Annotated in this window: 21 protein-coding genes and 1 tRNA gene; 8 read left to right on the forward strand and 14 right to left on the reverse strand. The window is 63.8% G+C overall.

What is annotated here, in order from left to right; translation table 11 throughout:
* Window positions 1-115: 115 nt before the first annotated feature.
* Window positions 116-469: an Rv2175c family DNA-binding protein gene (locus ABH924_RS19660; protein WP_234753809.1), complete on the reverse strand. Its 354-nt coding sequence runs from the start codon at window positions 467-469 to the stop codon at window positions 116-118.
* Between the two features lie 224 nt (window positions 470-693).
* Here ABH924_RS19660 and ABH924_RS19665 point away from each other — a divergent pair, with 224 nt between their 5' ends.
* Together ABH924_RS19665 and pknB are read left to right on the forward strand one after the other, a co-directional pair.
* Window positions 694-2,073 carry a LysM peptidoglycan-binding domain-containing protein gene (locus ABH924_RS19665; RefSeq protein WP_404501550.1) on the forward strand — a complete coding sequence of 460 codons (1,380 nt, stop codon included), beginning with the start codon at window positions 694-696 and terminating at the stop codon, window positions 2,071-2,073.
* A 73-nt stretch (window positions 2,074-2,146) separates the two neighbouring features.
* Window positions 2,147-4,237 carry a Stk1 family PASTA domain-containing Ser/Thr kinase gene (pknB, locus tag ABH924_RS19670; protein ID WP_404501552.1) on the forward strand — a complete coding sequence of 697 codons (2,091 nt, stop codon included), beginning with the start codon at window positions 2,147-2,149 and terminating at the stop codon, window positions 4,235-4,237.
* A gap of 89 nt (window positions 4,238-4,326) precedes the next feature.
* Here the strand turns inward: pknB and ABH924_RS19675 are convergent, their stop codons facing one another.
* Window positions 4,327-5,754 (reverse strand): class II 3-deoxy-7-phosphoheptulonate synthase, encoded by a 1,428-nt coding sequence (locus tag ABH924_RS19675; protein WP_404501554.1) that lies wholly within the window; start codon window positions 5,752-5,754, stop codon window positions 4,327-4,329.
* Between the two features lie 66 nt (window positions 5,755-5,820).
* On the reverse strand, window positions 5,821-6,621 hold the full coding sequence (locus ABH924_RS19680) for a lysophospholipid acyltransferase family protein (protein ID WP_404501556.1): 801 nt from the start codon (window positions 6,619-6,621) through the stop codon (window positions 5,821-5,823).
* Between the two features lie 155 nt (window positions 6,622-6,776).
* Here ABH924_RS19680 and ABH924_RS19685 point away from each other — a divergent pair, with 155 nt between their 5' ends.
* Together ABH924_RS19685 and ABH924_RS19690 are read left to right on the forward strand one after the other, a co-directional pair.
* Complete coding sequence (locus tag ABH924_RS19685) at window positions 6,777-7,592, forward strand: carboxylesterase (protein ID WP_234753803.1); 816 nt, start codon at window positions 6,777-6,779, stop codon at window positions 7,590-7,592.
* Window positions 7,585-8,139, forward strand: coding sequence for a hypothetical protein (locus ABH924_RS19690; RefSeq protein ID WP_404501558.1), 555 nt, complete (start codon window positions 7,585-7,587; stop codon window positions 8,137-8,139). The genes ABH924_RS19685 and ABH924_RS19690 overlap by 8 nt, the downstream gene beginning before the upstream one ends.
* Window positions 8,140-8,181: 42 nt before the next feature.
* On the opposite strand, the gene ABH924_RS19695 is transcribed toward ABH924_RS19690, so the two are convergent.
* Window positions 8,182-9,297 (reverse strand): ROK family glucokinase, encoded by a 1,116-nt coding sequence (locus ABH924_RS19695; protein ID WP_234753799.1) that lies wholly within the window; start codon window positions 9,295-9,297, stop codon window positions 8,182-8,184.
* A gap of 207 nt (window positions 9,298-9,504) precedes the next feature.
* Here ABH924_RS19695 and ABH924_RS19700 point away from each other — a divergent pair, with 207 nt between their 5' ends.
* Entirely contained in the window at window positions 9,505-11,316 is a 1,812-nt protein-coding gene (locus ABH924_RS19700; protein WP_404501561.1) for an AMP-dependent synthetase/ligase, read from the forward strand.
* Window positions 11,317-11,415: 99 nt separating this feature from the next.
* Here the strand turns inward: ABH924_RS19700 and ABH924_RS19705 are convergent, their stop codons facing one another.
* Complete coding sequence (locus tag ABH924_RS19705; RefSeq protein WP_404501563.1) at window positions 11,416-14,811, reverse strand: pyruvate carboxylase; 3,396 nt, start codon at window positions 14,809-14,811, stop codon at window positions 11,416-11,418.
* A 314-nt stretch (window positions 14,812-15,125) separates the two neighbouring features.
* On the opposite strand from ABH924_RS19705, the gene ABH924_RS19710 reads away from it, so the two are divergent.
* Window positions 15,126-15,944 (forward strand): ParA family protein, encoded by an 819-nt coding sequence (locus ABH924_RS19710; protein ID WP_404501565.1) that lies wholly within the window; start codon window positions 15,126-15,128, stop codon window positions 15,942-15,944.
* Between the two features lie 116 nt (window positions 15,945-16,060).
* Here ABH924_RS19710 and ABH924_RS19715 read toward each other — a convergent pair whose 3' ends face one another.
* The 5 genes from ABH924_RS19715 to gcvH form a co-directional block, all read right to left on the reverse strand.
* Entirely contained in the window at window positions 16,061-16,654 is a 594-nt protein-coding gene (locus ABH924_RS19715) for a MerR family transcriptional regulator (RefSeq protein ID WP_234753792.1), read from the reverse strand.
* Between the two features lie 243 nt (window positions 16,655-16,897).
* A complete protein-coding gene (locus ABH924_RS19720; protein WP_234753890.1) occupies window positions 16,898-17,401 on the reverse strand; it encodes a bifunctional nuclease family protein in 504 nt (167 codons plus the stop codon).
* Entirely contained in the window at window positions 17,401-18,117 is a 717-nt protein-coding gene (locus ABH924_RS19725) for a MerR family transcriptional regulator (RefSeq protein WP_234753791.1), read from the reverse strand. Before ABH924_RS19725 ends, ABH924_RS19720 begins: the two co-directional genes overlap by 1 nt.
* Before the next feature lie 20 nt (window positions 18,118-18,137).
* On the reverse strand, window positions 18,138-18,617 hold the full coding sequence (locus ABH924_RS19730) for an FHA domain-containing protein (RefSeq protein ID WP_234753790.1): 480 nt from the start codon (window positions 18,615-18,617) through the stop codon (window positions 18,138-18,140).
* Window positions 18,618-18,758: 141 nt separating this feature from the next.
* Window positions 18,759-19,145: a glycine cleavage system protein GcvH gene (gcvH, locus tag ABH924_RS19735; RefSeq protein ID WP_234753789.1), complete on the reverse strand. Its 387-nt coding sequence runs from the start codon at window positions 19,143-19,145 to the stop codon at window positions 18,759-18,761.
* 163 nt (window positions 19,146-19,308) lie between these two features.
* Here gcvH and ABH924_RS19740 point away from each other — a divergent pair, with 163 nt between their 5' ends.
* Window positions 19,309-20,208: a DNA-formamidopyrimidine glycosylase family protein gene (locus ABH924_RS19740; RefSeq protein ID WP_404501568.1), complete on the forward strand. Its 900-nt coding sequence runs from the start codon at window positions 19,309-19,311 to the stop codon at window positions 20,206-20,208.
* Window positions 20,209-20,230: 22 nt separating this feature from the next.
* Here ABH924_RS19740 and ABH924_RS19745 read toward each other — a convergent pair whose 3' ends face one another.
* Complete coding sequence (locus ABH924_RS19745) at window positions 20,231-21,454, reverse strand: MFS transporter (protein ID WP_404501570.1); 1,224 nt, start codon at window positions 21,452-21,454, stop codon at window positions 20,231-20,233.
* Window positions 21,455-21,626: 172 nt separating this feature from the next.
* On the opposite strand from ABH924_RS19745, the gene ABH924_RS19750 reads away from it, so the two are divergent.
* Window positions 21,627-22,073, forward strand: a complete 447-nt coding sequence (locus tag ABH924_RS19750) for a MarR family winged helix-turn-helix transcriptional regulator (protein WP_404501572.1) — start codon at window positions 21,627-21,629, stop codon at window positions 22,071-22,073.
* Between the two features lie 64 nt (window positions 22,074-22,137).
* On the opposite strand, the gene ABH924_RS19755 is transcribed toward ABH924_RS19750, so the two are convergent.
* From ABH924_RS19755 to der, 3 genes are all read right to left on the reverse strand, one after another.
* On the reverse strand, window positions 22,138-22,488 hold the full coding sequence (locus tag ABH924_RS19755; RefSeq protein ID WP_404501574.1) for a zinc ribbon domain-containing protein YjdM: 351 nt from the start codon (window positions 22,486-22,488) through the stop codon (window positions 22,138-22,140).
* Window positions 22,489-22,955: 467 nt separating this feature from the next.
* Window positions 22,956-23,029, reverse strand: a tRNA-Pro gene (locus ABH924_RS19760).
* 127 nt (window positions 23,030-23,156) lie between these two features.
* Window positions 23,157-24,707 carry a ribosome biogenesis GTPase Der gene (der, locus tag ABH924_RS19765; RefSeq protein ID WP_078105603.1) on the reverse strand — a complete coding sequence of 517 codons (1,551 nt, stop codon included), beginning with the start codon at window positions 24,705-24,707 and terminating at the stop codon, window positions 23,157-23,159.
* Window positions 24,708-24,717: the final 10 nt, after the last annotated feature.

Raw genomic sequence — 24,717 nt, forward strand, 5'->3', positions numbered from 1 at the left:
GGCCTTTATATTTTTATAAAAACTACCGTTTCCGGTATTTAAAATGTACTTATAAAATCCGGGGGTCCGCAAAACCAACCCCCCCCCCCACCACTGTATTTAAGGCAGGAGTCCCTTACCAGGCAAGCGATTGGGCCCTGCGTCGGATCTCAGTTTTGCGCCCTTCACGGAGCGCGTCGACAGGGCGGCCACGCAGCGACTCGTCCGGAGTGAAAAGCCACGCGATGAGCTCCTCATCCGTGTACCCGGCATCGCCAAGCACTGCGATGGTGCCCTTCAGGCTATCCACCACATGACCGTCCTGGATAAAGAGTGCAGGAATCGAACGGATATTGCGTTCGCCCACTCTCACAGCCACCACTGCACGCTCATCCAGAAGACCGTGGACCTTGGTGATTGAAACGTTCAGCAGCTCTGCCACATCGGGCAGCGGCAGCCATTCGGAAACGAGGCTTTCTATATTACTCACGGATCAAGATTGCCACGCCCGCGCACTTTGCGCCTAGCCGGACGGACGGTACGGGCGGAATTTGCGTCCCCGAATTGCCCAAGAATCGAATGCGCCGGGATTTCTTGTGCGGAATCGAAAAATGTGAGAGATTCACATTGACCACATTTGCATCACTACTAACTTTAGTAACACAGGCAACAGCGGCATTCCCAACATCCGCTGCTGAGATGAGGATTGCTCCCATGACGACGCCCCGCTCGCCCAAGAAGACAACGAGCATGCCCATAATTGCGGCCACCACAGCGGCGCTGCCCGCCGTCATGCTCTCTTCATTGGCACTCGCCCAACCGGCAACAGCGCTTCCGGCGGTACAAACCCAGAAGATCCCCGCATCGCTGACTGCGGCCATGCAGGCCCAGGCCGCGGCCGCAAACGTCATTCCCGCCTCCGCGGTTGCCGCGACCATCCCGGCTGCCATGCAGCCCATGGCACCGGCGGCTCCGGCTACGTACACCATCGTCCGGGGCGATACCATCAGCGGCATCGCGGCCCGCTACGGGCTGAACACCAACACTGTCCTGCAGCTCAACGGGCTCTCGGGCAACACCATCATCTACCCGGGACAGCAGATCAAGTTGTCCGGTTCCGCGGGTGCTCCAAGTGCCCCGGCACCCGCGCCAAGCCCGGCACCCAGCCCGGCGTCGTCGTCGGCTGCCAGCTACACAGTCGTGTCGGGCGATACCCTGAGCGGCATTGCCGCCCGCCACGGCGTGGCGCTGTCCGACGTCTTCAGTTGGAACGGCCTCAACGGCCGATCCATCATCTACCCGGGACAGAAGATCAAGGTCGGCCCGGGAACGAACGCACCGGCGCCCGCGGCACCGGCTCCAGCGGCACTCGTCCCTGCTTCCGCTCCGGCGGCCCCGGCAGCGCCGGCACTTGCCAACACCGGCTCGTACACCATCAAGTCGGGTGACACCCTTGGTGGCATCGCGTCCCGCCTTGGCGTGTCCTTGTCATCGCTGCTCTCGGCCAACAAGCTGTCCATGAGCACCATCATTTATCCGGGGCAGAAGCTCGCCATCCCGGGCGCTCCTGCGCCCTCGGCTCCGGCCCCGGCTCCGGTCAGCGCCCCCTTGGTTCCGAGCACGTTCCTGGGCTACACCTACCCGGAGGCGGTGGTCAGTTCAGCCAACGCGAACAAGGCCCTGCTCAATGCGTCCCCGGTCCCCAGCACCGCCCAGATGAAGGGGATCGTCGCCGATACCGCGCGTCGGATGGGGGTGGACCCGTCGTTGGCCATGGCGTTCGCCTTCCAGGAATCCGGCTTCAACCAGCGTGCGGTCTCTCCCGCCAACGCCATCGGCACGATGCAGGTGATTCCCTCCTCCGGTGAATGGGCTTCCCAACTGGTGGGACGCAAGCTCAACATCCTGGACCCGTATGACAACGTGACCGCCGGCGTCGCCATCATCCGGGCCCTCGTCAACACCAGCAAGGATCTGAACACCGCCATCGCAGGCTACTACCAGGGCCAGTACTCGGTGAGCAAGCACGGCATGTACGACGACACCAAGGCCTACGTCGCCTCGATCCTGGCCCTCAAGAAGAACTTCAGCTAAGTCACGGCGAACAACACGGGCCCGGATCGCATGTCGATTCGGGCCCGTGTTTTTGCTCAACTAGGATCGTAGGGTGCAGGAACAAGTTTCGGACCAACTCCTCGGATCCCTCGTGGACGGACGCTACCTGGTGCGATCGCGCCTCGCGAACGGCGGAATGTCAACCGTCTATCTCGCCACCGACGAGCGTCTCGACCGCGACGTGGCGCTCAAAGTGCTGCATCCGCACCTGGCCAACGACCAAAATTTCCTGGACCGCTTGCAGCGCGAGGCCCGGGCCGCGGCGAGCCTTTCCCACCCGCACGTCGTAGGGGTCCTCGACCAGGGACAGGATGGCCACATTGCGTACATCGTCATGGAGTACATCAAAGGCCACACTCTGCGCGACGTCCTCAACGAGAAGGCAGCGCTTCCGCCCCGGCTGGCCTTTGCACTGATCGACCCCGTCATCGAAGGGCTCGCGGCCGCCCACGCGGCGGGGCTGATCCACCGCGACGTCAAACCGGAGAACGTCCTGATCGCCGACGACGGACGCATCAAGGTGGGCGACTTCGGGCTCGCCCGGGCGGTCACGGCGACAACCAGCACCGGCGCCCTGATCGGCACGGTCGCATATCTGGCTCCCGAACTGGTCCTCGGCAAACCCGCGGACGCCCGGAGCGACATCTACTCCACCGGCATCATGCTTTACGAAATGCTTACCGGCGGGCAACCTTATGCGGGCGACGTTCCCGTCCAGGTTGCCTACCAGCACGTCAACTCGGCCGTCGCTCCGCCCTCGCTCGCGGTGCCCGGCCTCGCCGCCGACGTGGACGAACTCGTCCAGTGGTGCACCGCGAAGGAACCTGAAGAGCGTCCCGTGGACGGTTCTGCGCTCTTGTCGGAACTACGGCATATCCGCACAACCTTGAGCGACGCGCAACTGGACATCAACCCGCCTGCCGCCAAGGCAGCAACGTCCGAAGGGCAACAGGAAGCGGCCGGGGCAACCGCGATAGTCGCCCCTCTCCATTCCGAACGTACGGAGCCCCTGGAACGGATAGGCCGCCCGACGGAGATCATCTCAAGCCAGCGCAATCCAACCACGGTGCTTCCGCCGTCGGGATTCTCCCCCGCCGCCGCGGCATTCGACGTCCAGGTGCCACAGGACCGGGAATCCCAAACACCGGCCGGAGCCCCGCCAAGCAAACGCGACATCAAGCGGATGGAGCGCCAGGAAGAAAAGGACCGCGCCCGGGCCGCGGCCACGCCGTCGCGCTCCTTGCGGGAAGGCAACCCGCGCCGCCGGGCAGTGATCTGGACGATCGTCGTGATTGTCCTGGCGATCCTGGCCACCGCGGCAGGCTGGTTCTTCGGCATGGGGCCCGGCTCGCCCGGAACCATACCGGACACCAAGAACAAGACGGTTGCGGAGGCACAGCAGCTGCTGAGAACCGCCGGCTTCCAATCCGAGCCAAAAGACGTGTTCGACGACGAAGTCACGGCAGGGTTGGCGGTCGGAACGGAACCCGCGTCCGGCCAGGTGGTTCGGAAGTTCCAAGCAGTGTCGCTCTTCGTCTCGAAGGGTCCACAGTTGTTTCCGCTTGCCGCGATGTCGGGCTTGACACTCGACCAGGCAAAGAATGCCCTTGGTGTGGCCGGAATGACGCTCGGCAAAGTCACCGAGCAATATGACGACAAAGTGCCTTCAGGAACGGTCATCTCCCAGTCCCCGGCACAGGACACCGCGGTCCGCCACGGCACCCCGGTGGCATTGGTGGTTTCCAAGGGACCGCAGCCACTCCCCGTACCGGATGTCCGCGGCATGACCCAGCAAGCAGCCGTCAAAGCGATCAGCGACGCCGGATTCACCGCGAAAATTGCGCCGGAACCCGTCAACGACAAAAAGGTCCCCGCGGGAGCCGTGGTCAGCCAGATCCCTGCCAACGGCACCTTGATCCGCGGCGACTCCGTCACGTTGACCCTGTCCAAGGGTCCGAAAATGGTGCACGTCCCCAACTTCATCGGCAAGCAGGCGGACGCCGCCCGCAAAGCCTTGGAGCAGCTCGGATTCGACGTCAAGATCAACAACATCCTGGGTGGCTTCTTCGGCACTGTCCGTGACCAGAACCCCGTGGACAGCGATGCGCCGGAGGGCTCCGTCGTCACCTTGACCGTAGTGTAGGACGTACCCGTACGGGAAAGGCGATCCGGAATGTTCCGGATCGCCTTTCCCGTATTCGGGCGTGCTGCTGGACTTCCGCTTGGTGGGGACTACCGCTTGGTGAGGGCTCCAGCCACGAGGAACGCCATCTCGAGGGACTGCATGTGGTTCAGGCGGGGATCGCACACTGACTCGTAGCGGTCCAGGAAGGCATCCTGGTCAATGGGATCGGCGCCGCCAAGGCATTCCGCGACGTCGTCGCCCGTCATTTCCATGTGCAGGCCACCCGGTACCGTGCCCAGGGCGTGGTGGACTTCGAAGAACCCGCGGACTTCGTCCACGACGTCGTCGAAGTTGCGGGTCTTGTACCCGTTGGGCGAAGTGACCGTGTTCCCGTGCATGGGGTCCGTGACCCAGAGGACCTGTGCGCCGGAGGCCGTGACCTTCTCGACGACGGCGGGCAGCTTCTCGCGGATGTTCTTGGAACCCATCCGGGTGATGAACGTGAGGCGGCCGGGCTCGCGGTTCGGGTCCAGCTTGTCAATGAGCCTCAACGCGTCGTCTCCGGAGGTTCCGGGACCGAGCTTGACGCCGATCGGGTTGCGCACGCGGGACAGGAAGTCCACATGCGCATGGTCGAGCTCACGCGTGCGCTCACCGATCCAGAGGAAGTGCCCGGAGGTGTCGTAGGGAAGTCCCGTGCGGGAGTCGATGCGCGTCAGGGCACGCTCGTAGTCCAGCAGGAGTGCCTCGTGGCTCGCGAAGAACTCCACGCGCTTGAGGGCTTCGAAGTCGGCACCGCAGGACGCCATGAATTTGATGGCACGGTCGATGTCCCTCGCCAAGGACTCGTAGCGGGCATGGGCGGGGTTTTCGGTGAAGCCCTTGTTCCAGAGGTGCACCAGGCGGAGATCGGCGAAGCCGCCCTGCGTGAAGGCGCGGATGAGGTTCAGTGTGGAAGCCGAGGTGTGGTAGGCCTTCAGCATGCGGCTGGCGTCGTGGGCGCGGGACTCGGGGGTGAAATCGTAGCCGTTGACGATGTCGCCGCGGTACGCAGGCAAGGTCACGCCGTCGCGCGTTTCCTCGTTCGACGACCGGGGCTTGGCGAACTGGCCGGCCATGCGGCCCATCTTGATGACCGGCATGGCCGCACCATAGGTGAGGACAACGGCCATCTGCAGGATGGTGCGGACCCGGGCACTGATCTTGTCAGCCGTGGCGTCCTCGAAAGTCTCGGCGCAGTCGCCGCCTTGAAGCAGGAATGCCTTGCCCTGGGCCGCGGCGGCCAAACGCTCGCGCAATATGTCGACTTCACCCGCGAAGACCAGCGGCGGAAGCACGGAGAGTTCTTTGACGGAGGCATCGAAGATGCCCCTATCGGTCCAGGTGGGTTGCTGCGAGATAGGCAGCTGGCGCCAATCGTCCAAGCCGGGATAGTTTGCCGCGCCACTTTGCGCGGTGCTGGTCAGGGGGCTGCCCAGGGAACTGGTCAGGGGGCCGGTCATGGACGGTGCGGGGTTCGCGGATAGCTCAGTCACTCTCCAAGACTAGTTGCCTTGCCCGCTGTTCGGGGCATGGCTTCCGTAACCCTTATTCGCCGGTCGTCACACTTTCCCGGCCACTGCACCGTCGCCGTCCGGCCCTGAACCGTTGCCGGGCGGGCGCCTGCCCTCGTCACCGGCGTCGGCTGGATTCGCTTCGCTTCCGCCCGCCGGCTCCGGAAGCTGCCCGGCCAGTCGCTGCTTGACGACGGCGGCGTATTCATCCACGTATTCCTGCCCCGAGAGCCGCATGAGTTCGTACATGATTTCGTCGGTCACGGCGCGTTGAACGGAATGGTCTTCTTCTTGGCCGTAGTACCGGCTGAAGTCCAACGGTTGCCCGAAAATGATCCCGATCCTGCGGATGTTGGGCAAACGCTTGCCGATGGGCTGGACTTTCTCGGTGCCGATCATCGCTACGGGAACAACGGGCACCCGTGTTTGGAGTGCAAGTTTGGCGACCCCTACTTTGCCCCGGTACAGCTTGGCATCGGGACTTCGGGTGCCTTCCGGGTAGATGCCCAGCAGGCCGCCCCCGGCCAGGACGTCCCTGCCGGCCTGCAAAGACAACTCGGACGCGGCCCCGCCCGAACGGTCCATCGGCAATTGGTTGGTGAGCCGGAAGAACATGGCCGTAAGCCTGCCTTTGAGTCCGGTACCCGTGAAGTACTCGGACTTGGCCAGGAAACTGACGCGCCGGGGCACCATCACCGGCATGAAGATCGAGTCTGAAAAGGACAAATGATTGGAAGCGAGAATCGCGGCGCCAACGTGGGGAACATTGTCGAGGCCCTTGACCCAGGGGCGGAACAGCAATCTGAGAAGCGGACCCAAAAAGATCCGTTTCATGACCCAATAGAACACTTTGGTTCCTCTCCGGGGCGGCGTCTGCAAGGCGTCCGGACGGTCCCGGCCCGCACTCAGAAGCCACCATACTCCAGTGAGAATTGTCCCGAACAGTGACACGATGGACTCATCACGGAAAGCAGTGCCGCCAACAGAGTAGCCTCGGAGTCATCATGAACACTCTCCCCGATCCCTCGCCGTACACCAGCGACTTCACCGGTAGTGGACCCAGCATCGGCGTCGTGATGAGCCACGGCTTCACGGGCAGTCCGCATAGCATGCGCCCTTGGGCCGAGTACCTGGCGGCGGAAGGCTACGCTGTCCGCCTCCCTCTGCTTCCAGGCCACGGGACCACGTGGCAGGACATGGCCACGCGGCACTGGCAGGAGTGGCACCAGGCGGTGGACGCGGCGTACCTCGAGCTCGAGGCCGAGTGCGACTTCGTCTTCGCCGCCGGCTTGTCGATGGGAGGGACACTGGCTCTGCGGATCGCGGCTACCCGGCCCGTGGCCGGTACCGTCGTCGTCAATCCGGGACTGGTGATCGATGATCCCCGCGCCGCCGTGGTCGGCATCCTCAAGCACGTCATGAAATCCACCCCGGCCATTGCCAACGACATCCTCAAACCCGGGATGGATGAGGGAGCATACCCCCGGACACCGGTCGCCGCCGCCCATGAGTTGAAAAAGATGTACAAGGACACCGTCACCCTGCTCCCCCGGATTTCCGCACCGGTGCGCGTCTTCCGTTCCTCCGTCGACCACGTGGTTTCGGATCGAAGCATCAAGCAATTGAAGGAGCGGGTCACCGCTTCGATGGAGTTCAGCACCTTGGAGAACAGCTACCATGTGGCCACCCTGGACAACGACGCCCTGGAGATTTTCCGGGGCTCGGCCGAGTTCATCAGGAAAACGATGGCAGGACTGACAAGCAGTTCCGCCCCTGCCAGCCAGTCTGCCGCCGAGCTTCGGGATTCACCCCATGAATAGGCCAGGGCCTGACTCCCCCGACCAGAGCGCCAACAAAGACGACGACGCCGTCTGGCTCGATTTGGTGGCCCGGCTTGAGTCAATGCCTTCCTCGGCCCTCGACGAGGCGCCGACGGCGGAGGAACCCGGCAACGATTCCGGAACAGAGCCGGATCCAGGGCCGGACGACGTTCCAGGCCGCTCATCGTCCCGTTCCTTCCAGGACTTCGACCCTCTTGGATTGTCCAAAAGGGGCGCTGCAGAAGAACCCGCAAGCAGCGGGGAGGGCAGTGGAGCGACCGGTCCACGCGACTACGACGTCGAGGACGAGAACGGCTTCGTCCCGGAGGACCCGCCGAGCCTGGCCGGCACCGAACCGCTGACCATGCTCGCCTGGATCGGAGCCGTGGGCGGCCCGCTCGCCCTGCTGTTCACCGCGATGTTCTGGCGCTCGGCGCCGCTCCTGGCAGTGATGGGCATCCTGGCGACCTTTCTGGCCTCAGTGGTTTACCTCATCATGAAGCTGCCCCAGGAAAAAGACGAGAACGACGACGGCGCCCGCATCTAAGCGGACTGTCGCACTGCGCATCCCCTCGCGGCGGAGCCCGTACTAGCCGCGCGCCCTGCCGCTGACCCGGGACAGGTCGGCAGCACCGATCATCCCCGCCCGCGGTCCCAGCGCCGCAAGCTTGATGGCTGCCGCGGGACGGAAACCGCGGCCGGTGAGGTTCCGGGTGAACGCTGTGCGCGCAGGGCCTACAAGAAGCTCACCGGCATCGCACAGCCCGCCGCCGATAACAAACGTCCCTGGGTCGAGCGCAGCCGCCAGGTTCGCCAGGCCAAGCCCGAGCCAGTGCCCCACTTCTTCCAAGAGCTCCCTCGAAGCGGAATCTCCGGCTTTTGCCCGCTCCGTCACGGTAACGCCCGTGATGTTCTCGGCCGAGCCTCCGGCCGCCTTGAGCAGTTCGTAGGCAACCGGTGAATTCCGCAGGGCCAGCTCCCGGGCTTCCCTGCCGAGCGCGTTGCCGGAAGCATATTGCTCCCAGCAGCCGCGGTTGCCGCATTCGCAGCGATGCCCGCCGGGCACCACGATCTGGTGGCCGAACTCCCCCGCTACGCCGAAACGCCCACGCTCCACCCGTCCGTCCATGACCATGGCACCACCGATGCCGGTGCCGAGCGTGATGCAGACGAGGCGGCTCTCCCCAAGACCAGCGCCGAAGCGCCATTCAGCCCAGGCAGCAGCGTCGGCATCGTTGGTGACGAGTACCGGGCGCCTCAGCAGGCTCTGCAGGTTTTCGCGCAGCGGCTCATTACGCCAGGCAAGATGCGGGCTGAACAGCACCGTACCGCCGTCGAGGTCCATCCAACCGGCGGCGCCGATCCCCACGGAGGCAATCCGGTGGCTTCTGCCCAATTCCTGGACAAGCTCGACGATCACCCGCTCTACTGCCCGGGCGTCATTGCCCGGCGTGGAGCGCCGCGCTTCCTCGACCACACGGCCCGAGGGATCCACAACTCCCGCTGCCACCTTCGTGCCGCCGATGTCGATCCCGATCGCCAGCCCCCTGCGGCCGAGATGGGAACGGCGCGCGGCCCATGGCACCGACTCCCAGCGCAGGCCGCCGTGCGTGGAGCCGGGGCGCCGGCCGGTTGACGCCGAACCGGACCAGGAAATCTTCCGAACTCTTGCCGGGTTCTGGTCGTTGGATGAATTCAGTGGCATGTCGCCATCCTATTCCGAGTGCCGCATATGTACTGACATGCAGGACCTGCGGACGGAGCGCCCGCACGCCTGCATTGGCGGAATCTCACGCTTCACGTAAAGTTACTCATCAGTAACTTGAGTAAGGTGAATTGCGCCACACCCATTACCTGGCCGTATAGAGTTAGAGCAGCCCCGCAATGGTCTGTTGATATCGAAGGAGCTATCGTGCGTGAATTCAGTGTTCCGCCCCTGGTGAATGTTGCCCCCGAAACCAACATCACGGACCTCGTGGTCCGTCAGGCCGCCAAGCCATCCAACCCGGCACTGTTTGCCAAGCTCAACAGCGCCGGCCAATGGCAGGACATCCGGGCAAAGGACTTCCTCAAGGACGTATCGGCTCTGGCCAAAGGCCTGATCGCCAACGGCGTTGGTGTGGGCGACCGGGTGGGCATCATGTCCAGGACCCGCTACGAATGGTCCCTCGTGGACTTCGCCGTCTGGTTTGCAGGCGGCATTTCCGTGCCGATCTACGAAACGTCATCTCCGTCGCAAGTGGCCTGGAACCTCGGCGACTCCGGCGCAGTCGCGGCATTCGCCGAGACTTCGCACCACGAGGACGTCATCCGCGAAGCGGTCACCGCCGAAGGCCTCGGCTCGGTCGGCCATGTCTGGCAGCTTGAAGGCGGCGGCCTTGACGCCCTTCGCAGTGCCGGCAGCGGTGTCAGCGACGAGGAACTCGAGGCGCGCCGCAGCAGCGCGGAACTAGCCGACGTCGCCACGATCATCTACACCTCCGGCACCACGGGGCGCCCCAAGGGTTGCGAACTCACGCACGGCAACTTCGTGGAGCTCTCGGAGAACGCCTTGGCTTCCCTCGGCGATGTCGTCAACGAAAACGCCAAGACCATCATGTTCCTTCCTCTGGCCCATGTCTTTGCCCGTTTCATCTCCGTCCTGGCCGTCGCCGCCGGCGCCCAAGTGGCTCACACGCCGGATATCAAGAACCTGTTGGCGGACCTGCAAAGCTTCCAACCGTCCTTCATCCTGGCTGTTCCGCGCGTCTTCGAGAAGGTCTTCAACTCGGCCCTCACGAAGGCGGAGGACGGTGGCAAGGGTGCTATCTTCCACAAGGCCGTGGACACCGCAATCGCCTACTCGAGGGCGCAGCAGTCGGGATCCGTCGGGTTGGTGCTGAGGCTCAAGCACGCTGTATTCGACCGTTTGGTGTACGGGAAGCTTCGCGCTGCGATGGGTGGCCACGTCAGCCACGCCGTCTCCGGTGGCGGCCCCCTCGGCGAGAGGCTGGGCCACTTCTTCCACGGCATCGGCTTGCAGATCCTCGAAGGTTACGGCCTTACAGAGACCACGGCACCCATTTCAGTCAACACACCGTCCCTGATCAAGATCGGCACGGTGGGGGCCCCGCTCCCGGGCAATGCGGTCAAGATCGCCGATGACGGCGAAATCCTCGCCAAGGGCGTCTGCGTCATGAGGGGCTACTTCAAGCGGGATGACCTCGCCGCGGAAACCTTCGTCGACGGGTGGTTCCGCACCGGTGACATCGGCGAACTGGACGAACAGGGTTTCCTCAAGATCACCGGCCGCAAGAAGGAAATCATCGTCACGGCCAGCGGCAAGAACGTCGTGCCTGCCCTGCTGGAGGACCAGATCCGTGCAGACGCCCTGGTGTCCCAAGTCCTTGTCATCGGCGACAACCGGCCCTTCATCGGCGCACTGGTCACCCTCGACGAGGAAGCCCTCCCGGGCTGGCTCGAGCGCCACGGCCTTCCTGCGTCCACTACGACGACGGATGCCGCGGACAACGCCCTCGTCCGGGCGGCCGTCCAGGAACTGATCAGCCACGCAAACCAGTCCGTATCCCATGCGGAGGCGATCAAGTCGTTCCGGATTGTGCCGGCCGACTTCACCGAGGCTTCCGGCCACCTCACGCCGTCGTTGAAGGTCAAGCGCGCCCAGGTCATGAAGGACTTCGATGCAGTGATCGAGGAAATGTACTCGGCGCCCAAGGCGTCCTGACCCGCCTCACCCCGACGCTTTAGGAAACCAAAGAAAGAAGGTCCCGGGCTTTACAGCCCGGGACCTTCCTTCATGCGTGCTCCACGGACGAGCTAGCCGCTATTCGACCACGATCAACAGATCGCCGCCCTGGACCTGCTCCACGTTGTTGATGGCGAGGCGCGAGACCGTGCCGGCCACCGGCGTCGTGATGGATGCTTCCATCTTCATCGCCTCAATGGTGGCGACAGTGTCGCCGGCTTTGACGGCGTCGCCTGCCTTGACGGTCAGGGTCACGGCGCCGGCGAACGGCGCTGCGACCTGGCCGGGCTGGGACGCATCCGCCTTCTCCGCAGCCTTCACGTTGCTGACCACCGACTTGTCACGAACCACCACGGGGCGGGACTGGCCGTTGAGCTTGCACATGACAGTGCGCATGCCCTTTTCGTCGGGCTCCGAGACTGCCTCCAAGGAGGCGATCAGGCGCACGCCCTTTTCGAGCTCCATGACGTGTTCGGCGCCGAGCTGGAGACCGTACAGGTAGTCGCGGGTGTCAAGCACCGACAGATTGCCGTAAGTGTCTACGCTCTTGAGGTAGTCCTTGGTCGGGCCCTCGAACAGCAGCCGGTTCAGGGTCCTCTGGCGGGACTTGGAATCGCCCTTGAGCGCTGCACTGTCTTCGGCGCTCAGCTCTACGTCGCGGACCTTGATGCTGCGGCCCTGAAGCGCTTTGGTGCGGAACGGCTCCGGCCATCCTCCGGGAGGATCTCCCAATTCACCCGACAGGAAGCCGATGACGGAGTCCGGGATGTCGTAGTTCTGCGGGTTCTCGTTGAAGTCCGCAGGATCTGCATGGATTCCCACGAGGTGCAGCGCGAGATCGCCCACCACCTTGGACGACGGCGTCACCTTGACCAGGCGGCCCAAGATACGGTCCGCGGCGGTGTACATGTCCTCAATGGCCTCGAAACGCTCGCCAAGGCCCAGCGCGATGGCCTGCTGGCGCAGGTTGGACAGCTGGCCACCCGGGATTTCGTGCTGGTAGACCCGGCCTGTGGGACCGGGAAGCCCGGACTCGAACGGCGCGTAGACCCTGCGGACCGCTTCCCAGTAGGGCTCCAGTGAGCTGACGCTGGCCAGGCTGAGCCCGGTGTCGCGCGGGGTATGGGCCAAGGCGGCCACAAGGGCCGACGCAGACGGCTGGCTCGTTGTACCGGCCAGGGACGCTGACGCGACGTCGACGGCGTCTACGCCGGCTTCCACGGCTGCCAGCAGGGTTGCCAGTTGGCCGCCTGCGGTGTCGTGCGTGTGCAGGTGGACCGGAAGGTCGAAGCGTTCACGCAAGGCGCTCACAAGCTTGGCTGCGGCTGCCGGGCGAAGCAAGCCGGCCATGTCCTTGATGGCCAGGATGTGCGCACCGGCGTCGACGATCTTCTGGGCGAGGTCCAGGTAGTAGTCGAGGGTGTACAGGTTCTCGCTCGGGTCGAGGAGATCGCCGGTGTAGCAGAGTGCCACCTCCGCTACCGCGGTGCCTGTGGCCCGCACTGCGCGGATGGCCGGAGCCATCTGGTTGACGTCGTTGAGGGCGTCGAAGATGCGGAAGATGTCGATGCCCGTTGCCGCGGCCTCGTTGACGAATGCCTCGGTGACTTCCTCCGGGTAGGGCGTGTACCCGACCGTGTTGCGGCCACGGAGCAGCATCTGCAGGCAGACATTGGGCAGGGCCTTGCGCAGGGCGGTCAGCCGGTCCCAAGGATCCTCCCCGAGGAAGCGCAGGGCGACGTCGTAGGTGGCACCACCCCAGGCTTCGACCGAGAGCAGTTCGGGCAACAGCGCGGAGACCGCGGGGCCGGCCGCGACGAGGTCGCGGGTACGGACACGGGTTGCAAGGAGCGACTGGTGGGCATCGCGGAAGGTGGTGTCCGTGACGGCCACGGCCTGCTGCTCGCGCAGCGCCTTCGCAAATCCTTCGGGTCCCAATTCCTGCAGCTTCTGGCGCGAGCCGGCCGGTGCGACGATCCCTGCAATCGACGGGAGCTTGGCTGCGGGGTCCGTGTGGACCTTGAGTTCGCCGTTGGGCTTGTTGACCGTCACATCGGCCAACCAGGTCAGAAGTTTGGTTCCACGGTCGGCGGAGACGTGGGACTTCAGCAGTTCGGGGCGCTTGTCGATAAAGTCGGTCGCCACGTTGCCGGCAATGAAGTCGGGGTCGGCAAGGACGGCCTGGAGGAAGGGGATGTTGGTGGACACGCCACGGATCCGGAACTCGGCCAGGCCGCGCCGGGCACGGGCCACTGCAGCCGGGTAGTCGCGTCCGCGGCAGGTTAGCTTGACCAGCATGGAGTCGAAGTGGGGGCTGATCTCGGCACCCGAGTAGACCGTGCCGCCGTCGAGACGGACGCCGGCGCCACCCGCGGAACGGTAGCCGGTGATCTTTCCGACGTCGGGCCGGAAGCCGTTGGCGGGATCTTCCGTGGTGATGCGGCACTGCAGGGCGGCACCCTTGATGGATACCGTCTCCTGGCTCAAGCCGAGGTCTGCGAGGGTCTCCCCCGATGCGATGCGCATCTGTGCCTGGACGAGGTCCACGTCCGTGATTTCCTCAGTGACCGTGTGCTCAACCTGGATGCGCGGGTTCATCTCGATGAAGACGTGCTGGCCGGCCCGCTCGCCCTCGGTGTCCACCAGGAACTCGACCGTTCCGGCGTTAACGTAGTTCAGGGCCTTCGCGAAGGCCACGGCATCCCGGTAAAGGGCCTGGCGGATGGACTCGTCCAGGTTGGGGGCCGGAGCGATTTCCACGACCTTCTGGTGGCGGCGCTGCAGGGAGCAGTCGCGCTCGAAGAGGTGCATGACATTGCCCTCGCCATCGGCCAGGATCTGGACCTCGATGTGGCGGGGACGCAACACGGCCTGCTCCAGGAACATGGTGGGATCGCCGAACGCAGCGTCCGCTTCGCGCATGGCCGCCCGGAGTGCTTCCGGAAGGTCCTCGCGGGTCTCCACCCGGCGCATGCCGCGGCCACCGCCACCAGCGACGGCCTTGGCGAAGATCGGGAATCCAACCTCGTCCGCTGCGGCAATGAGCTCATCGATGTCGCGGGACGGCGCACTGGACTTCAGAACCGGTACGCCGGCCTTGCGGGCGGCCTCGAGCGCGGCGACCTTGTTGCCGGCGAGCTCCAGCACCTCGGCCGGAGGGCCGATAAACGTGATGCCTGCCTCTTGGGCTGCCCGGGCGAGGTCCGGGTTTTCGGACAGGAATCCGTAGCCCGGGTAGATTGCGTCAGCACCCGCTTCTTTGGCGACACGGACGATTTCGTCTACGTCCAGGTAGGCACGGACCGGATGACCTTCCTCTCCGATCAGGTAGGCTTCATCAGCCTTCTGCCGGTGGATCGAGTTGCGATCCTCATACGGGAAGACCGCTACGGTCTTGGCGCCCAGTTCATAGCTAGCGCGGAAGGCCCTGATCGCGATTTCGCCGCGATTAGCCACCAGAATCTTGGAAAACATGCTTCTCCTGCATCATTGCGGGTGTAACGGTCGGTGGTCACAGTGTGTAAGACCTCCATACCCAAACACAAATCTTTGTGGTGACAGTCACATGGGGATTCGTCACGAGCAGTGTACCTTCGCGCACGGTGCAGTTTCACGTGCTAAAAGACGATCGAGTAACAGGCGGCCCAAACCGTTCAGGGCCGATAAGGCAGGAATCCGCGGCCACTCAACATATGATGTTGAAGGGCAGCGGCAGAGCCCCGGTTCCGGCAACGCCGGAACAACAAGCACCGCGACACGGCAACCGGCGTTAGGTTTTGGGTTTTCAAGTGCAAGTAGTCAGCATCAGCAGCCTCAAAGGCGGCGTGGGCAAGACATCCGTAACCACTGGGTTGGCCTCGGCCGCACTGGCCGCAGGGATCCCCACCCTTGTCGTGGACCTGGATCCCCATGCCGACGCCACGACGGCGCTTGGCGTCCAGGCCGGGGACCAGCTCGACATCGGCCGCATGCTGAAGAACCCCCGCAAGGCGAGGCTCTTGGACAACGTGGTCAGCAGCGGCTGGGTTGACCACCCCCGCGGCAATGGCGGAGGGACGGCCCTTGATGTGGCCGTCGGGTCCGCCTACACCGGAATCTACGATCGGCCGGATCTTGGGCGCCGCGATCTCCGCCGCCTGTCTGCGGTCCTTGCACCTGCCGAAAAGTACGAGCTGGTACTCGTCGACTGTCCGCCGTCCCTCAACGGCCTCACCCGCATGGCGTGGAGCGCGAGTGACCGCGTGGTCCTTGTCGCCGAACCAGGGCTCTTCTCGGTAGCCGGCACGGAACGCACCATGCGCGCCATCCAGCTGTTCCGCCAGGAGTTCGCTCCGCAGCTGGCTCCTGCGGGGATCGTTGCCAACCGGGTCCGGCCCGCCTCGTCCGAGCACACGTTCCGGCTTGCAGAGATGGAATCGATGTTCGGCGAGCTTTTGCTGGCACCGCATATTCCGGAGCAGGCGAACTGGCAGCAAATCCAGGGGGCCGCCCACGCCGTGCACAACTGGCCTGGCGACTCCGCCAAGAACACCGCCAAGCTGTTTGACTCGCTTCTGGAGAACATGTTGTCCTCGAACAACGGCACCCGGGAACGCCGCAAGCGCTGACGGGAGTCTGCAAAGCAGCAGCTATCCAACTTCGAGAAAAACGACGAAGCCGCCTTCCTGTTGGAAGGCGGCTTCATTGGTCTTCAGTGGCCGCTCGCGGCGATCCCGACGGCAGTTCAGCCTGTGCGGCGCGCGGAACGGCGCTTGCTGAGTTCGTCGTCCGGAAAGGACTGTTCTATAACGTGCTCGCTCGGCAGCGCAGCAAGGCTGCCCTCGACTTCGCGCCATACGCGGCCTACGGCGATGCCGAAAACGCCCTGGCCACCCTGCACCAGGTCAATGACTTCGTCCGCGGAAGTACATTCATAGACACTCGCGCCATCGCTCATGAGCGTGATTTGCGCCAGGTCCTCTACTCCGCGTTCACGCAAATGTTCAACGGCAGTGCGGATCTGTTGGAGGGATACACCTGTGTCCAGGAGGCGCTTGACGACTTTGAGAACCAGGATGTCCCGGAAGCCATAAAGCCGCTGCGATCCGGAACCGGCGGCGCCTCGCACAGCGGGTTCAACAAGTCCTGTACGTGCCCAGTAGTCCAGCTGGCGGTAGGTGATCCCTGCCGCCTTGCACGCGGTGGGACCACGGTAGCCGGCATCTTCATCCAGGACCGGAAGGTCCTCGGTGAAAAGCAGACCCTGGGCACCGCTTGCGGGTACAGCAACGCCTGTCGAGGCCTGCTTTAGCTCGCCTGCTTCGCCTTTGGGACTCACGTGACCCTCCTTGTCAGAAGTTCCCTTGGGGATGGTGCATACGGCGGCTAACACGAAACGGGAAAATGCACTCGTGTAATTTCAACGCGGCCGCACCTTTCAGTGTGACTTGCGCGGGTCCTGTACGCAACGGGAACTTGATATCTTCGACGTTAGGCGTGCGGGGGCCTCAGGTCAAAGACGTCCGGGGCATTTTCAGATCGTGTCGAAACTTTCACCCTCAACTTTAACCTTAGGCTGCCTTCAGCCTTCGAAATCCTCTGGCTCCACGTCGTCCAGGAACTCCCGGAATCGGCGCAATTCCCGTTCTTCGTCAACTTCGGGGCCCGGCTCGGTGTCTTCGCCCTCGTCGTGTTCAGTGATCCGGACGCCGGCTTCATCCATCACGGCGTCGGCACACCAGATGCGGCATTTCGCCCGCAAAGCTAGCGCCAGCGCGTCGGAAGCGCGGGAACTCACCACCGTGCCGTCGTCGAACTGGAGCTGACCGTAGAAGATGTTGTCCTCGACCGCCACAATGTTCACGCTGATGATGGTGTGGCCGAGTGCCTCAACGACGTCGATCATCAGATCGTGGGTCATGGGCCGGGGCGGCACCACTCCTTGCTGGGCCAGGGCGATGGCACTGGCTTCGGGTGTGCCGATCCAGATGGGGACATGGCGTTCCCCGTGCATCTCCCGCAGGAGGACCAGAGGCTGGTTCGAAGGCAGTTCAATCCGCACTCCAACGATCTCGACCTCAATCATCATGCGTCCATACGGGAGATACGGTCCTGCACCAAGGCTCGATGCAGGCTGAGGCAGAGTTCACTGATTTCCCGGGCGGCTTCCGCAGCCCGGGATTGCGATGCCGCATCCTTGCGGGAGGTCAAAGGAGCGACCACCCGCTCCACCAAGCCGAATTCGCGCTCGGCCGCCGCTTGGAACGGACGGAGGTGCCGCGGCTCAAGTCCGTGGCTTTCAAGTTGGACACAGGCACGCGCCACTTGCAGGGCATGTTCGTCGAATTTGCCGTTGACATGGCTGATGAGTCCGAAACTGAGGAGGGACTGCAATAGCGGGACGCTGGCCCCGGATTCCGTCCGCAACTGTTCCTCGCTCAGCGCACGTGCGCGGCCCTGCAGCTCAGCCGCAAGTTCGTCCGAGACAATCCGAGGGGAAACCGACACCCCCGGCGGAAGGTTTTCGGGACGCTCGCCACGGTCGATCGCGTCAAGGTAATCCTTGATGACCTTGAGGGGCAGGTACTGGTCACGCTGGAGGGCCAGCACGAAGCGCAGGCGCTCGACGTCGCTTTCGGCGTATTGCCGGTATCCGGCAGGCGTGCGCTTCGGATTGATCAGTCCCTTTTCCTCAAGAAAACGGATCTTCGACGCCGTCATGGTGGGAAAGTCGTCGCTGAGTTGGGCGAGGACCTCCCCGATGTTGAGGACCTGCGGTCCTCGCCGTTCCGGCTGGGGCATTGCCACAGGCGTACCCGGAATCAGTCTTGGCCTGCTGCGCGGGCAGGGCTCAGGTAGTAGGTGAGGCGGAACTTCCCGATCTGGACCTCGCTGCCGTTCTTAAGCAGGACGTTGTCCACCCGGTCCTGGTTGACGTAGGTGCCATTGAGGCTTCCGGTGTCCACCACTTCGAAGCCCTCGGGGGTGCGTACGAATTCCACGTGTTTGCGCGAAACCGTCACATCATCCAGGAAGATGTCCGCATCCGGGTGGCGGCCAGCGGTGGTGGTGTCCGAGTCCAGGAGAAACCGTGCACCCGCATTGGGGCCGGTGTGGGCAATCAGCAAGGCCGAGCCGGGAGGCAATGCCTGGACCGCGGCGCGCTCCTCGGCTGCCAGCGGCGGGCGGGCATCCGGCTCGTGGTGGCGCACTGGCGTGAGCTGGATTGAGGTGGTCTCCGAGGTTGGCTGTTCTACAGCACCGTGCTCGTCCCGGGCGTGGTTCCGCTTGCCGCCAACCATGGAAATCCTCCTCATCCGCCGGCAGTTGTCATCAACTGCCGGTTACGCAACTGCCCGGTTCCCCCGGGCCAAACAGGTCGCTGGCCCGCCGCCGCCGCTCCCCTGTTCCGGGGAGAACCGACTTGGCGGGCCAGATACCATTTAGCCTACCTGTTGTTCGTACTCTGATGCACTGAGAAGGGTCTCGATGGCGTCAGCTTCCGAAAGCTTTACTTCGAACAGCCAGCCGTCACCGTAGGGATCCGAGTTGATCAGGGCAGAGTCGGTGTCGAGAGCGTCGTTGCGGGAGACAATTTCGCCGCTGACCGGGGCGTAGATGTCGCTCACGCTCTTCGTGGACTCGACTTCACCCACGACGTCGTTGCCCTTCACGGTGGTGCCGGGCTCGGGCAGCTGGGCGTAGACGACATCGCCGAGTGCATCCTGGGCGAAGTCCGTAATGCCGACGCGCACGACGCCGTCTGCATTCGGGGCACTCACCCATTCATGTTCGGCGGTGTAGGAAAGATCGGCAGGAATGTTGCTCATGAGTCGCCTTTCATCGGGACATTTCGGACCACGACGGCGGCCCGGTCATCCGGCCACCGCTGAAAGTATAAGCACATCCAAGCCCCCTCCCCACAGGTGTCTGGAATGATTGGAAGCAGACTCGAGCCGCATAGTCCTGCAATGCCGTCAAAGGAGCGCGATCATGCCGGAACTGCCCGAAATCACTGCCTTGACCGATTTTCTGGACGAGCAGCTATCCGGGGCGCAGCTCACACAGTTACTGCTGCCATCGGCGTTCGCCCTGAAAGTAGCGGATGTTTCCCATGAATCGCTGATCGGGCGGACGGTCGAGTCCGTCGGCCGGCGGGGAAAATTCCTCGTTTTCGAGATCGCTCCTGCCGCTGAAGCGCGCGAGGGCGAAGACTCAGCAGAGCCCCTGTATTTGATCGTCAATTTCGCGAAGGCCGGCTGGCTCACATTCTCGGATAAACAGCCCGGAAACGACGCAACTGCGGCGGGCGGATACTTCGCCGCGCAATTGGGCTTTTCGAACAATGGCAGCGATTTCGGCATCACCCTTACCGACGTCGGAACGTGGAAGGGATTGGCCATCTTCATCGTTCGCGAGCCGGAGGAAGTCCATGGCATTGCGGAGCTTGGGCCGGATCCCCTTGACCCCGCCTTCGGCCTGGACGAGTTCAGCCGGCTTTTCACGCACCGGCAGCAGATCAAGGGAATCCTGAAGAACCAGAAGCTCATGGCGGGTATCGGGAACGCCTATAGCGACGAAATCCTCCACGCAGCCAAACTGTCTCCCGTCGCCCCCGCTTCTTCGTTGGGCCCGGACGCAGTGGTGCGCATCTTCACTTCGATGCAGGACATTCTCAATGGAGCCGTCCAGGAGTTCTCGGGCAAGAAACCGAGCGAGCTGAAGCCGGCCAAAAAAGCCTCGATGCGCGTGCACGGCAGGACCGGCGAGCCTTGTCCTGTCTGCGGGGACACCGTGCGGGAGGTTACGTTCGTGGGGACTTCGCTGCAGTACTGCCCAACGTGCCAGACCAACGGCGAGATCCTGGCCAGACGCGGTTCGAGCGACGACTGATTCGAAGAAACCCGCGTTTCGCCTAGGCGACCGGCGACTCCTCAGGTTCGCGTACGACGTCGGGGGCTGCTTCCGGCGCGGAAGCAGACTGCGCCGCTCCCCCACGCCGGGCCGCTGCCGCGGCGGCGATCATGACGATCAGGGCCGCTACAGTGATGGCGGCGCCGGCCCAGATAGGCGAGGTGTAACCCAAGCCCATGGTGATGGTGACGCCGCCCAGCCAGGCGCCCAGGGCGTTCCCCAGGTTGAAGGCGCCGATATTCGCGCCGGACGCGAGGGTAGGCGCGGTGGTGGCAAAGTGCATGACGCGCATCTGCAGGCCCGGCACGGTAGCGAAGCCGAAGCCGCCCATGGGTGCGAGCGAGAACAGGGTGGCCACCGGGCTCGCGGCGGTGAGTGCGAAGAACACAAGCACCAGCACCAGGCCTGCGAGGATGACCACGAGGGTTTTGTCGATGGACTTATCGGCCGCTTTGCCGCCGGCGATATTGCCGACGAACAGCCCGGCGCCAAACAGGACGAGGAGCCAAGGGACCGCGTGGGGATCGAATCCGGAGACATCGGTCAGGGTGAAGGCGATGTAGGTGAAGGCACCGAACATGCCGCCAAAGCCGAGAATTGTGACGATGATGGACAGCCACACCTGAGTGGACTTGAAAGCTCCAAGCTCGCTGCGGAGGCTGCTGGCGACGGCCCCTTCCCTGGTGCGCGGGACCATGAGGGCGATGCCGATGAGGGCGACAACGCCGATGATGGTGATGGCCCAGAAGGTGGACCGCCAGCCGAGGTTCTGGCCAAGGAAGGTACCGAAGGGAACACCCAGCACGTTGGCGGCGGTGAGGCCCGTGAACATGATGGCAATGGCTCCGGCCTTTTTGTGGGCCGGGACCAGGCCGGCCGCGACCACTGAGCCGATACCGAAGAAGGCTCCGTGACAGAGGGCAGCGACAATGCGACCGATCAGCATGGCCGGGTAACTGTCCGCGATGGCGGACAGGAAGTTACCCGCAATGAACAGGACGAGGAGCCCGATCAGCACAGGCTTGCGGGGCAAGCGTGTGACGGCCGCTGTAACCAGGAGTGCGCCGACAACGACGCTCAGCGCATAGCCGGTGATGAACCAGCCGGCGGCTGCTTCGCTGACTCCGAAGTCGGTGGCAATCTCGGGTAAGAGGCCCATGATGACGAACTCGGTCAAGCCAATGCCGAATCCGCCGAGGGCGAGGGCGATCAACCCTGCGGGCATGTTGTTGCTCCTTTGTGGGGATGGATTCCCGTGAGACTGGAAGTGCGTCGCCGAGAACCGTAGAATATTAGTTGCAGACGCTGCATATATAGTTGCACACGCCATGTAATTGCGCAAGCAACTACTTTCGTGCGTCTGGTTTCTTCATCGATCGGCAGGAGTTTCGGGAGACATGGGCATCAAAGACGACGCCGTTGAGGTGCGAGCGCAGGGGTGGCGGACTCTCGCGGCGCTCCACGGCAACATCGAGGCAGCACTGGAGAAAGCGCTGCAGTCGGCCGCGGATCTTTCGGTGGTCGAGTACACGGTGCTTGACGCCCTGAGCCGGCAGGACGGATGGCACATGCGGATGCAGCAGCTCGCCAGGGCAACAGCACTTTCCAGCAGCGCCACAACGCGTTTGGTGAACCGGCTTGAAGACCGCGCGCTGCTGACCAGGATCCTGTGTGCGGACGATCGGCGCGGGATTTACACGGAGCTTACCGAAGCGGGCCAGAAACTGTTGCTGGCGGCCCGGCCGGTACACGACGAAACCCTCGCGGAGTCCCTGACGGCCGCAGAATCGGTGCCGGAGCTTGAGCCCCTGGTGAAGGCGTTGGGGGCGTTGCAGGGGACTTAACGCGCCTTGTTTTGTGGGGCGCGGCGTTGGTTGGGCCTGCCGTCGGGCGGCGCGCGTTGGCGCGTTAGACCTTCTTGACCACGCTTGACTTGAGCTGCATGGGGCCGAAGCCGTCCACCTTGCAGTCGATGTCGTGATCCCCCACGCCGTTCACGAGGCGGATGTTGCGCACCTTGGTTCCGACCTTGATGGCGGTAGCGCTCCCCTTGACCTTGAGGTCCTTGATCACCGTGACAGTGTCCCCGTCTGAGAGGACATTGCCGACGGCGTCCTTGATCTCCGTTGAGTCGGCTTCCGCTTCGTCAGAAGCCGTGGGCGACCATTCGTGCGCGCACTCGGGGCAGACCAGCAAGGCACCCATCTCGTAGGTGTATTCGCTGGCGCATTCGGGGCAAGGGGGAAGTGTATCGCTCACCGTCCAATGATAGTTGGGGGCGGGCGTGCTTCGACCTCCGCGCTTGGCTCGGCCTCGCCCTGTCTGATTCTGCTCGATCATTCCATTCGAGGGAGGTCTCCTGCCTTGCGAATCCAAGGCTTCGGGATTTATCGATACGAATGATTGAGCGAAACCCGACGCCACCCCCAAAGAAAGACCGAGGCACGGACCGACCGGGCCTGCTCGACGATCTTCCGAGCCCTCCCTGACATGGACGATGCGCATCTCGTTTGACGACTCTCATTTTGACCCAGGACACCGGAATACACTCGTCCCGTGTCCGTTTCCGAGTCGTCGATCGGTTTCCGCGTCACGGGTCCTTTGCAGCGTCGACCCGCGATCAGGCGGCATCTTGGAACAAGCAAGCAACTTAAACGCAAAAGTCCCGGGAACCTTTAGGTTCCCGGGACTTTGCTATCGATACCTTGGCTATCAATACCTTGCGGTCGGGCTGACAGGATTTGAACCTGCGACCCCTTGACCCCCAGTCAAGTGCGCTACCAAGCTGCGCTACAGCCCGTCAGTCCTGCCGTTCTCCGCCTAGGTTTTCACCCAAGCAGTCCGGCCGAACCACCTCAAAAAGCTTACACGATGTTCGAGGTTCCCAATGACACCATGGCGGGTGTCATCTGTGATGCGCGTCTCAATTAACGCTTCTTGCCGCGCTTTTCACGGACGCGCATGTTGACCTCGATCGGCGTGCCATCGAAGCCAAAGGTTTCGCGCAGCCGGCGAGTGATGAACCGGCGGTATCCGGGGTCCAGGAAGCCCGTGGTGAAGAGCACGAACTTCGGCGGACGGCTGGATGCCTGGGTGCCGAACAGGATGCGGGGCTGCTTGCCGCCGCGGACCGGGTGCGGGTGGGCAGCCACGAGCTCGCCCAGGAACGCGTTGAGGCGTCCCGTGGGGATGCGCTTGTCCCAGCTCTCCAAGGCGAGGTCCAGTGCGGGCACCAGACGGTCCTTGTGCCAGCCGGTCTTGGCGGAGATGTTGACGCGCGGAGCCCATTCAACGTGTGCCAGGTCCTGCTCGATTTCACGCTCAAGGTAGCGGCGACGTTCGTCGTCGAGCAGGTCCCACTTGTTGAACGCGAGGACGAGCGCACGGCCCGACTCGATGGCGAGCTGCAGGATGCGGACGTCCTGCTCGCTGAGCACCTCGTCTACGGCCAGGAGGACGACGGCGACCTCCGCCTTTTCGAGCGCGGCCTGCGTACGCAGGGAAGCGTAGAAGTCTGCGCCCTGGGCCATGTGCTGGCGGCGGCGGATGCCTGCAGTGTCCACAAAGCGCCAGGTGCGGCCGCCGAGTTCGATGAATTCATCCACGGGGTCGCGGGTGGTCCCGGCGAGGGGATCAACGACGACGCGCTCGGAGCCGGCCAGCTTGTTCAGCAACGAGGACTTGCCGACGTTCGGACGGCCGATGAGGGCAATGCGGCGGGGACCGCCTGAGCGCTCGACGCCTTCCACGGTGGAGAACTCGGGCAGGGTGTCCATGACGTGGTCCAGGAGGTCGGCAACGCCGCGGCCATGGAGGGCGGACACCGGGTACGGCTCGCCGAAGCCAAGGCCCCACAGGGTTGCCGAGTCGGCTTCCTGGGCAAAGTCGTCAACCTTGTTGGCCACCATGATGACCGGCTTCTTGGACTTGCGCAGCATCTTCATGACGCCTTCGTCCGTGGCAGTGGCGCCAACGGCGGAGTCCACCACGAAGAGCACGGCGTCGGCCAGTTCCACGGCCATCTCGGCCTGCTCGGCGACCCGGGCGTGGATGCCCCTCGCGTCGTGCTCCCAGCCACCGGTGTCCACCAGCGTGAAGTTGCGGCCGTTCCAGTGTGCCGAGTACATGACACGGTCACGGGTAACGCCCGGGGTGTCCTCGACGACGGCCTCGCGGCGGCCGAGGATGCGGTTGACCAGCGTGGACTTGCCGACGTTGGGGCGGCCAATGATGGCCAGGACCGGGTCCAGCTTGAGGGGGCCGTCTTCGCCTTCGTCGTCGTAGAGCCCGCTCAGCAGCGCGGCGTCGTCCTCGTCGAGGTCATAGTCTTCCAGGCCTGCCCGGAGGGAGGCTGCGCGGAGTTCGGCTTCGTCGTCGTCCAGGGCGGCGAGGTTTTCAGCCACCTGGTCGGTGCCGGTGGGCGTGTATTCGTCGTCGCCGGCTCCGATGTTGCCGGATTTGTGAGTCGTATCGCTCATTGCACTTTCC

It is taken from the genome of Arthrobacter sp. GAS37 (genome assembly GCF_044908325.1).
GTDB classification, from domain to species: Bacteria; Actinomycetota; Actinomycetes; order Actinomycetales; family Micrococcaceae; genus Arthrobacter; species Arthrobacter ramosus.

Excerpts from the sequence above, each read along its gene's own strand:
- ABH924_RS19665 (WP_404501550.1), top strand. The coding sequence starts at position 694 with ATGACGACGCCCCGCTCGCCCAAGAAGACAACGAGCATGCCCATAATT.
- ABH924_RS19750 (WP_404501572.1), top strand. The coding sequence starts at position 21,627 with ATGGGCATCAAAGACGACGCCGTTGAGGTGCGAGCGCAGGGGTGGCGG.
- gcvH (WP_234753789.1), bottom strand. The coding sequence starts at position 19,145 with ATGAGCAACATTCCTGCCGATCTTTCCTACACCGCCGAACATGAATGG.
- ABH924_RS19685 (WP_234753803.1), top strand. The coding sequence starts at position 6,777 with ATGAACACTCTCCCCGATCCCTCGCCGTACACCAGCGACTTCACCGGT.
- ABH924_RS19690 (WP_404501558.1), top strand. The coding sequence starts at position 7,585 with ATGAATAGGCCAGGGCCTGACTCCCCCGACCAGAGCGCCAACAAAGAC.
- der (WP_078105603.1), bottom strand. The coding sequence starts at position 24,707 with ATGAGCGATACGACTCACAAATCCGGCAACATCGGAGCCGGCGACGAC.
- ABH924_RS19745 (WP_404501570.1), bottom strand. The coding sequence starts at position 21,454 with ATGCCCGCAGGGTTGATCGCCCTCGCCCTCGGCGGATTCGGCATTGGC.
- ABH924_RS19725 (WP_234753791.1), bottom strand. The coding sequence starts at position 18,117 with ATGCCCCAGCCGGAACGGCGAGGACCGCAGGTCCTCAACATCGGGGAG.
- ABH924_RS19720 (WP_234753890.1), bottom strand. The coding sequence starts at position 17,401 with ATGATTGAGGTCGAGATCGTTGGAGTGCGGATTGAACTGCCTTCGAAC.
- ABH924_RS19730 (WP_234753790.1), bottom strand. The coding sequence starts at position 18,617 with ATGGTTGGCGGCAAGCGGAACCACGCCCGGGACGAGCACGGTGCTGTA.
- ABH924_RS19740 (WP_404501568.1), top strand. The coding sequence starts at position 19,309 with ATGCCGGAACTGCCCGAAATCACTGCCTTGACCGATTTTCTGGACGAG.
- ABH924_RS19705 (WP_404501563.1), bottom strand. The coding sequence starts at position 14,811 with ATGTTTTCCAAGATTCTGGTGGCTAATCGCGGCGAAATCGCGATCAGG.
- ABH924_RS19695 (WP_234753799.1), bottom strand. The coding sequence starts at position 9,297 with ATGCCACTGAATTCATCCAACGACCAGAACCCGGCAAGAGTTCGGAAG.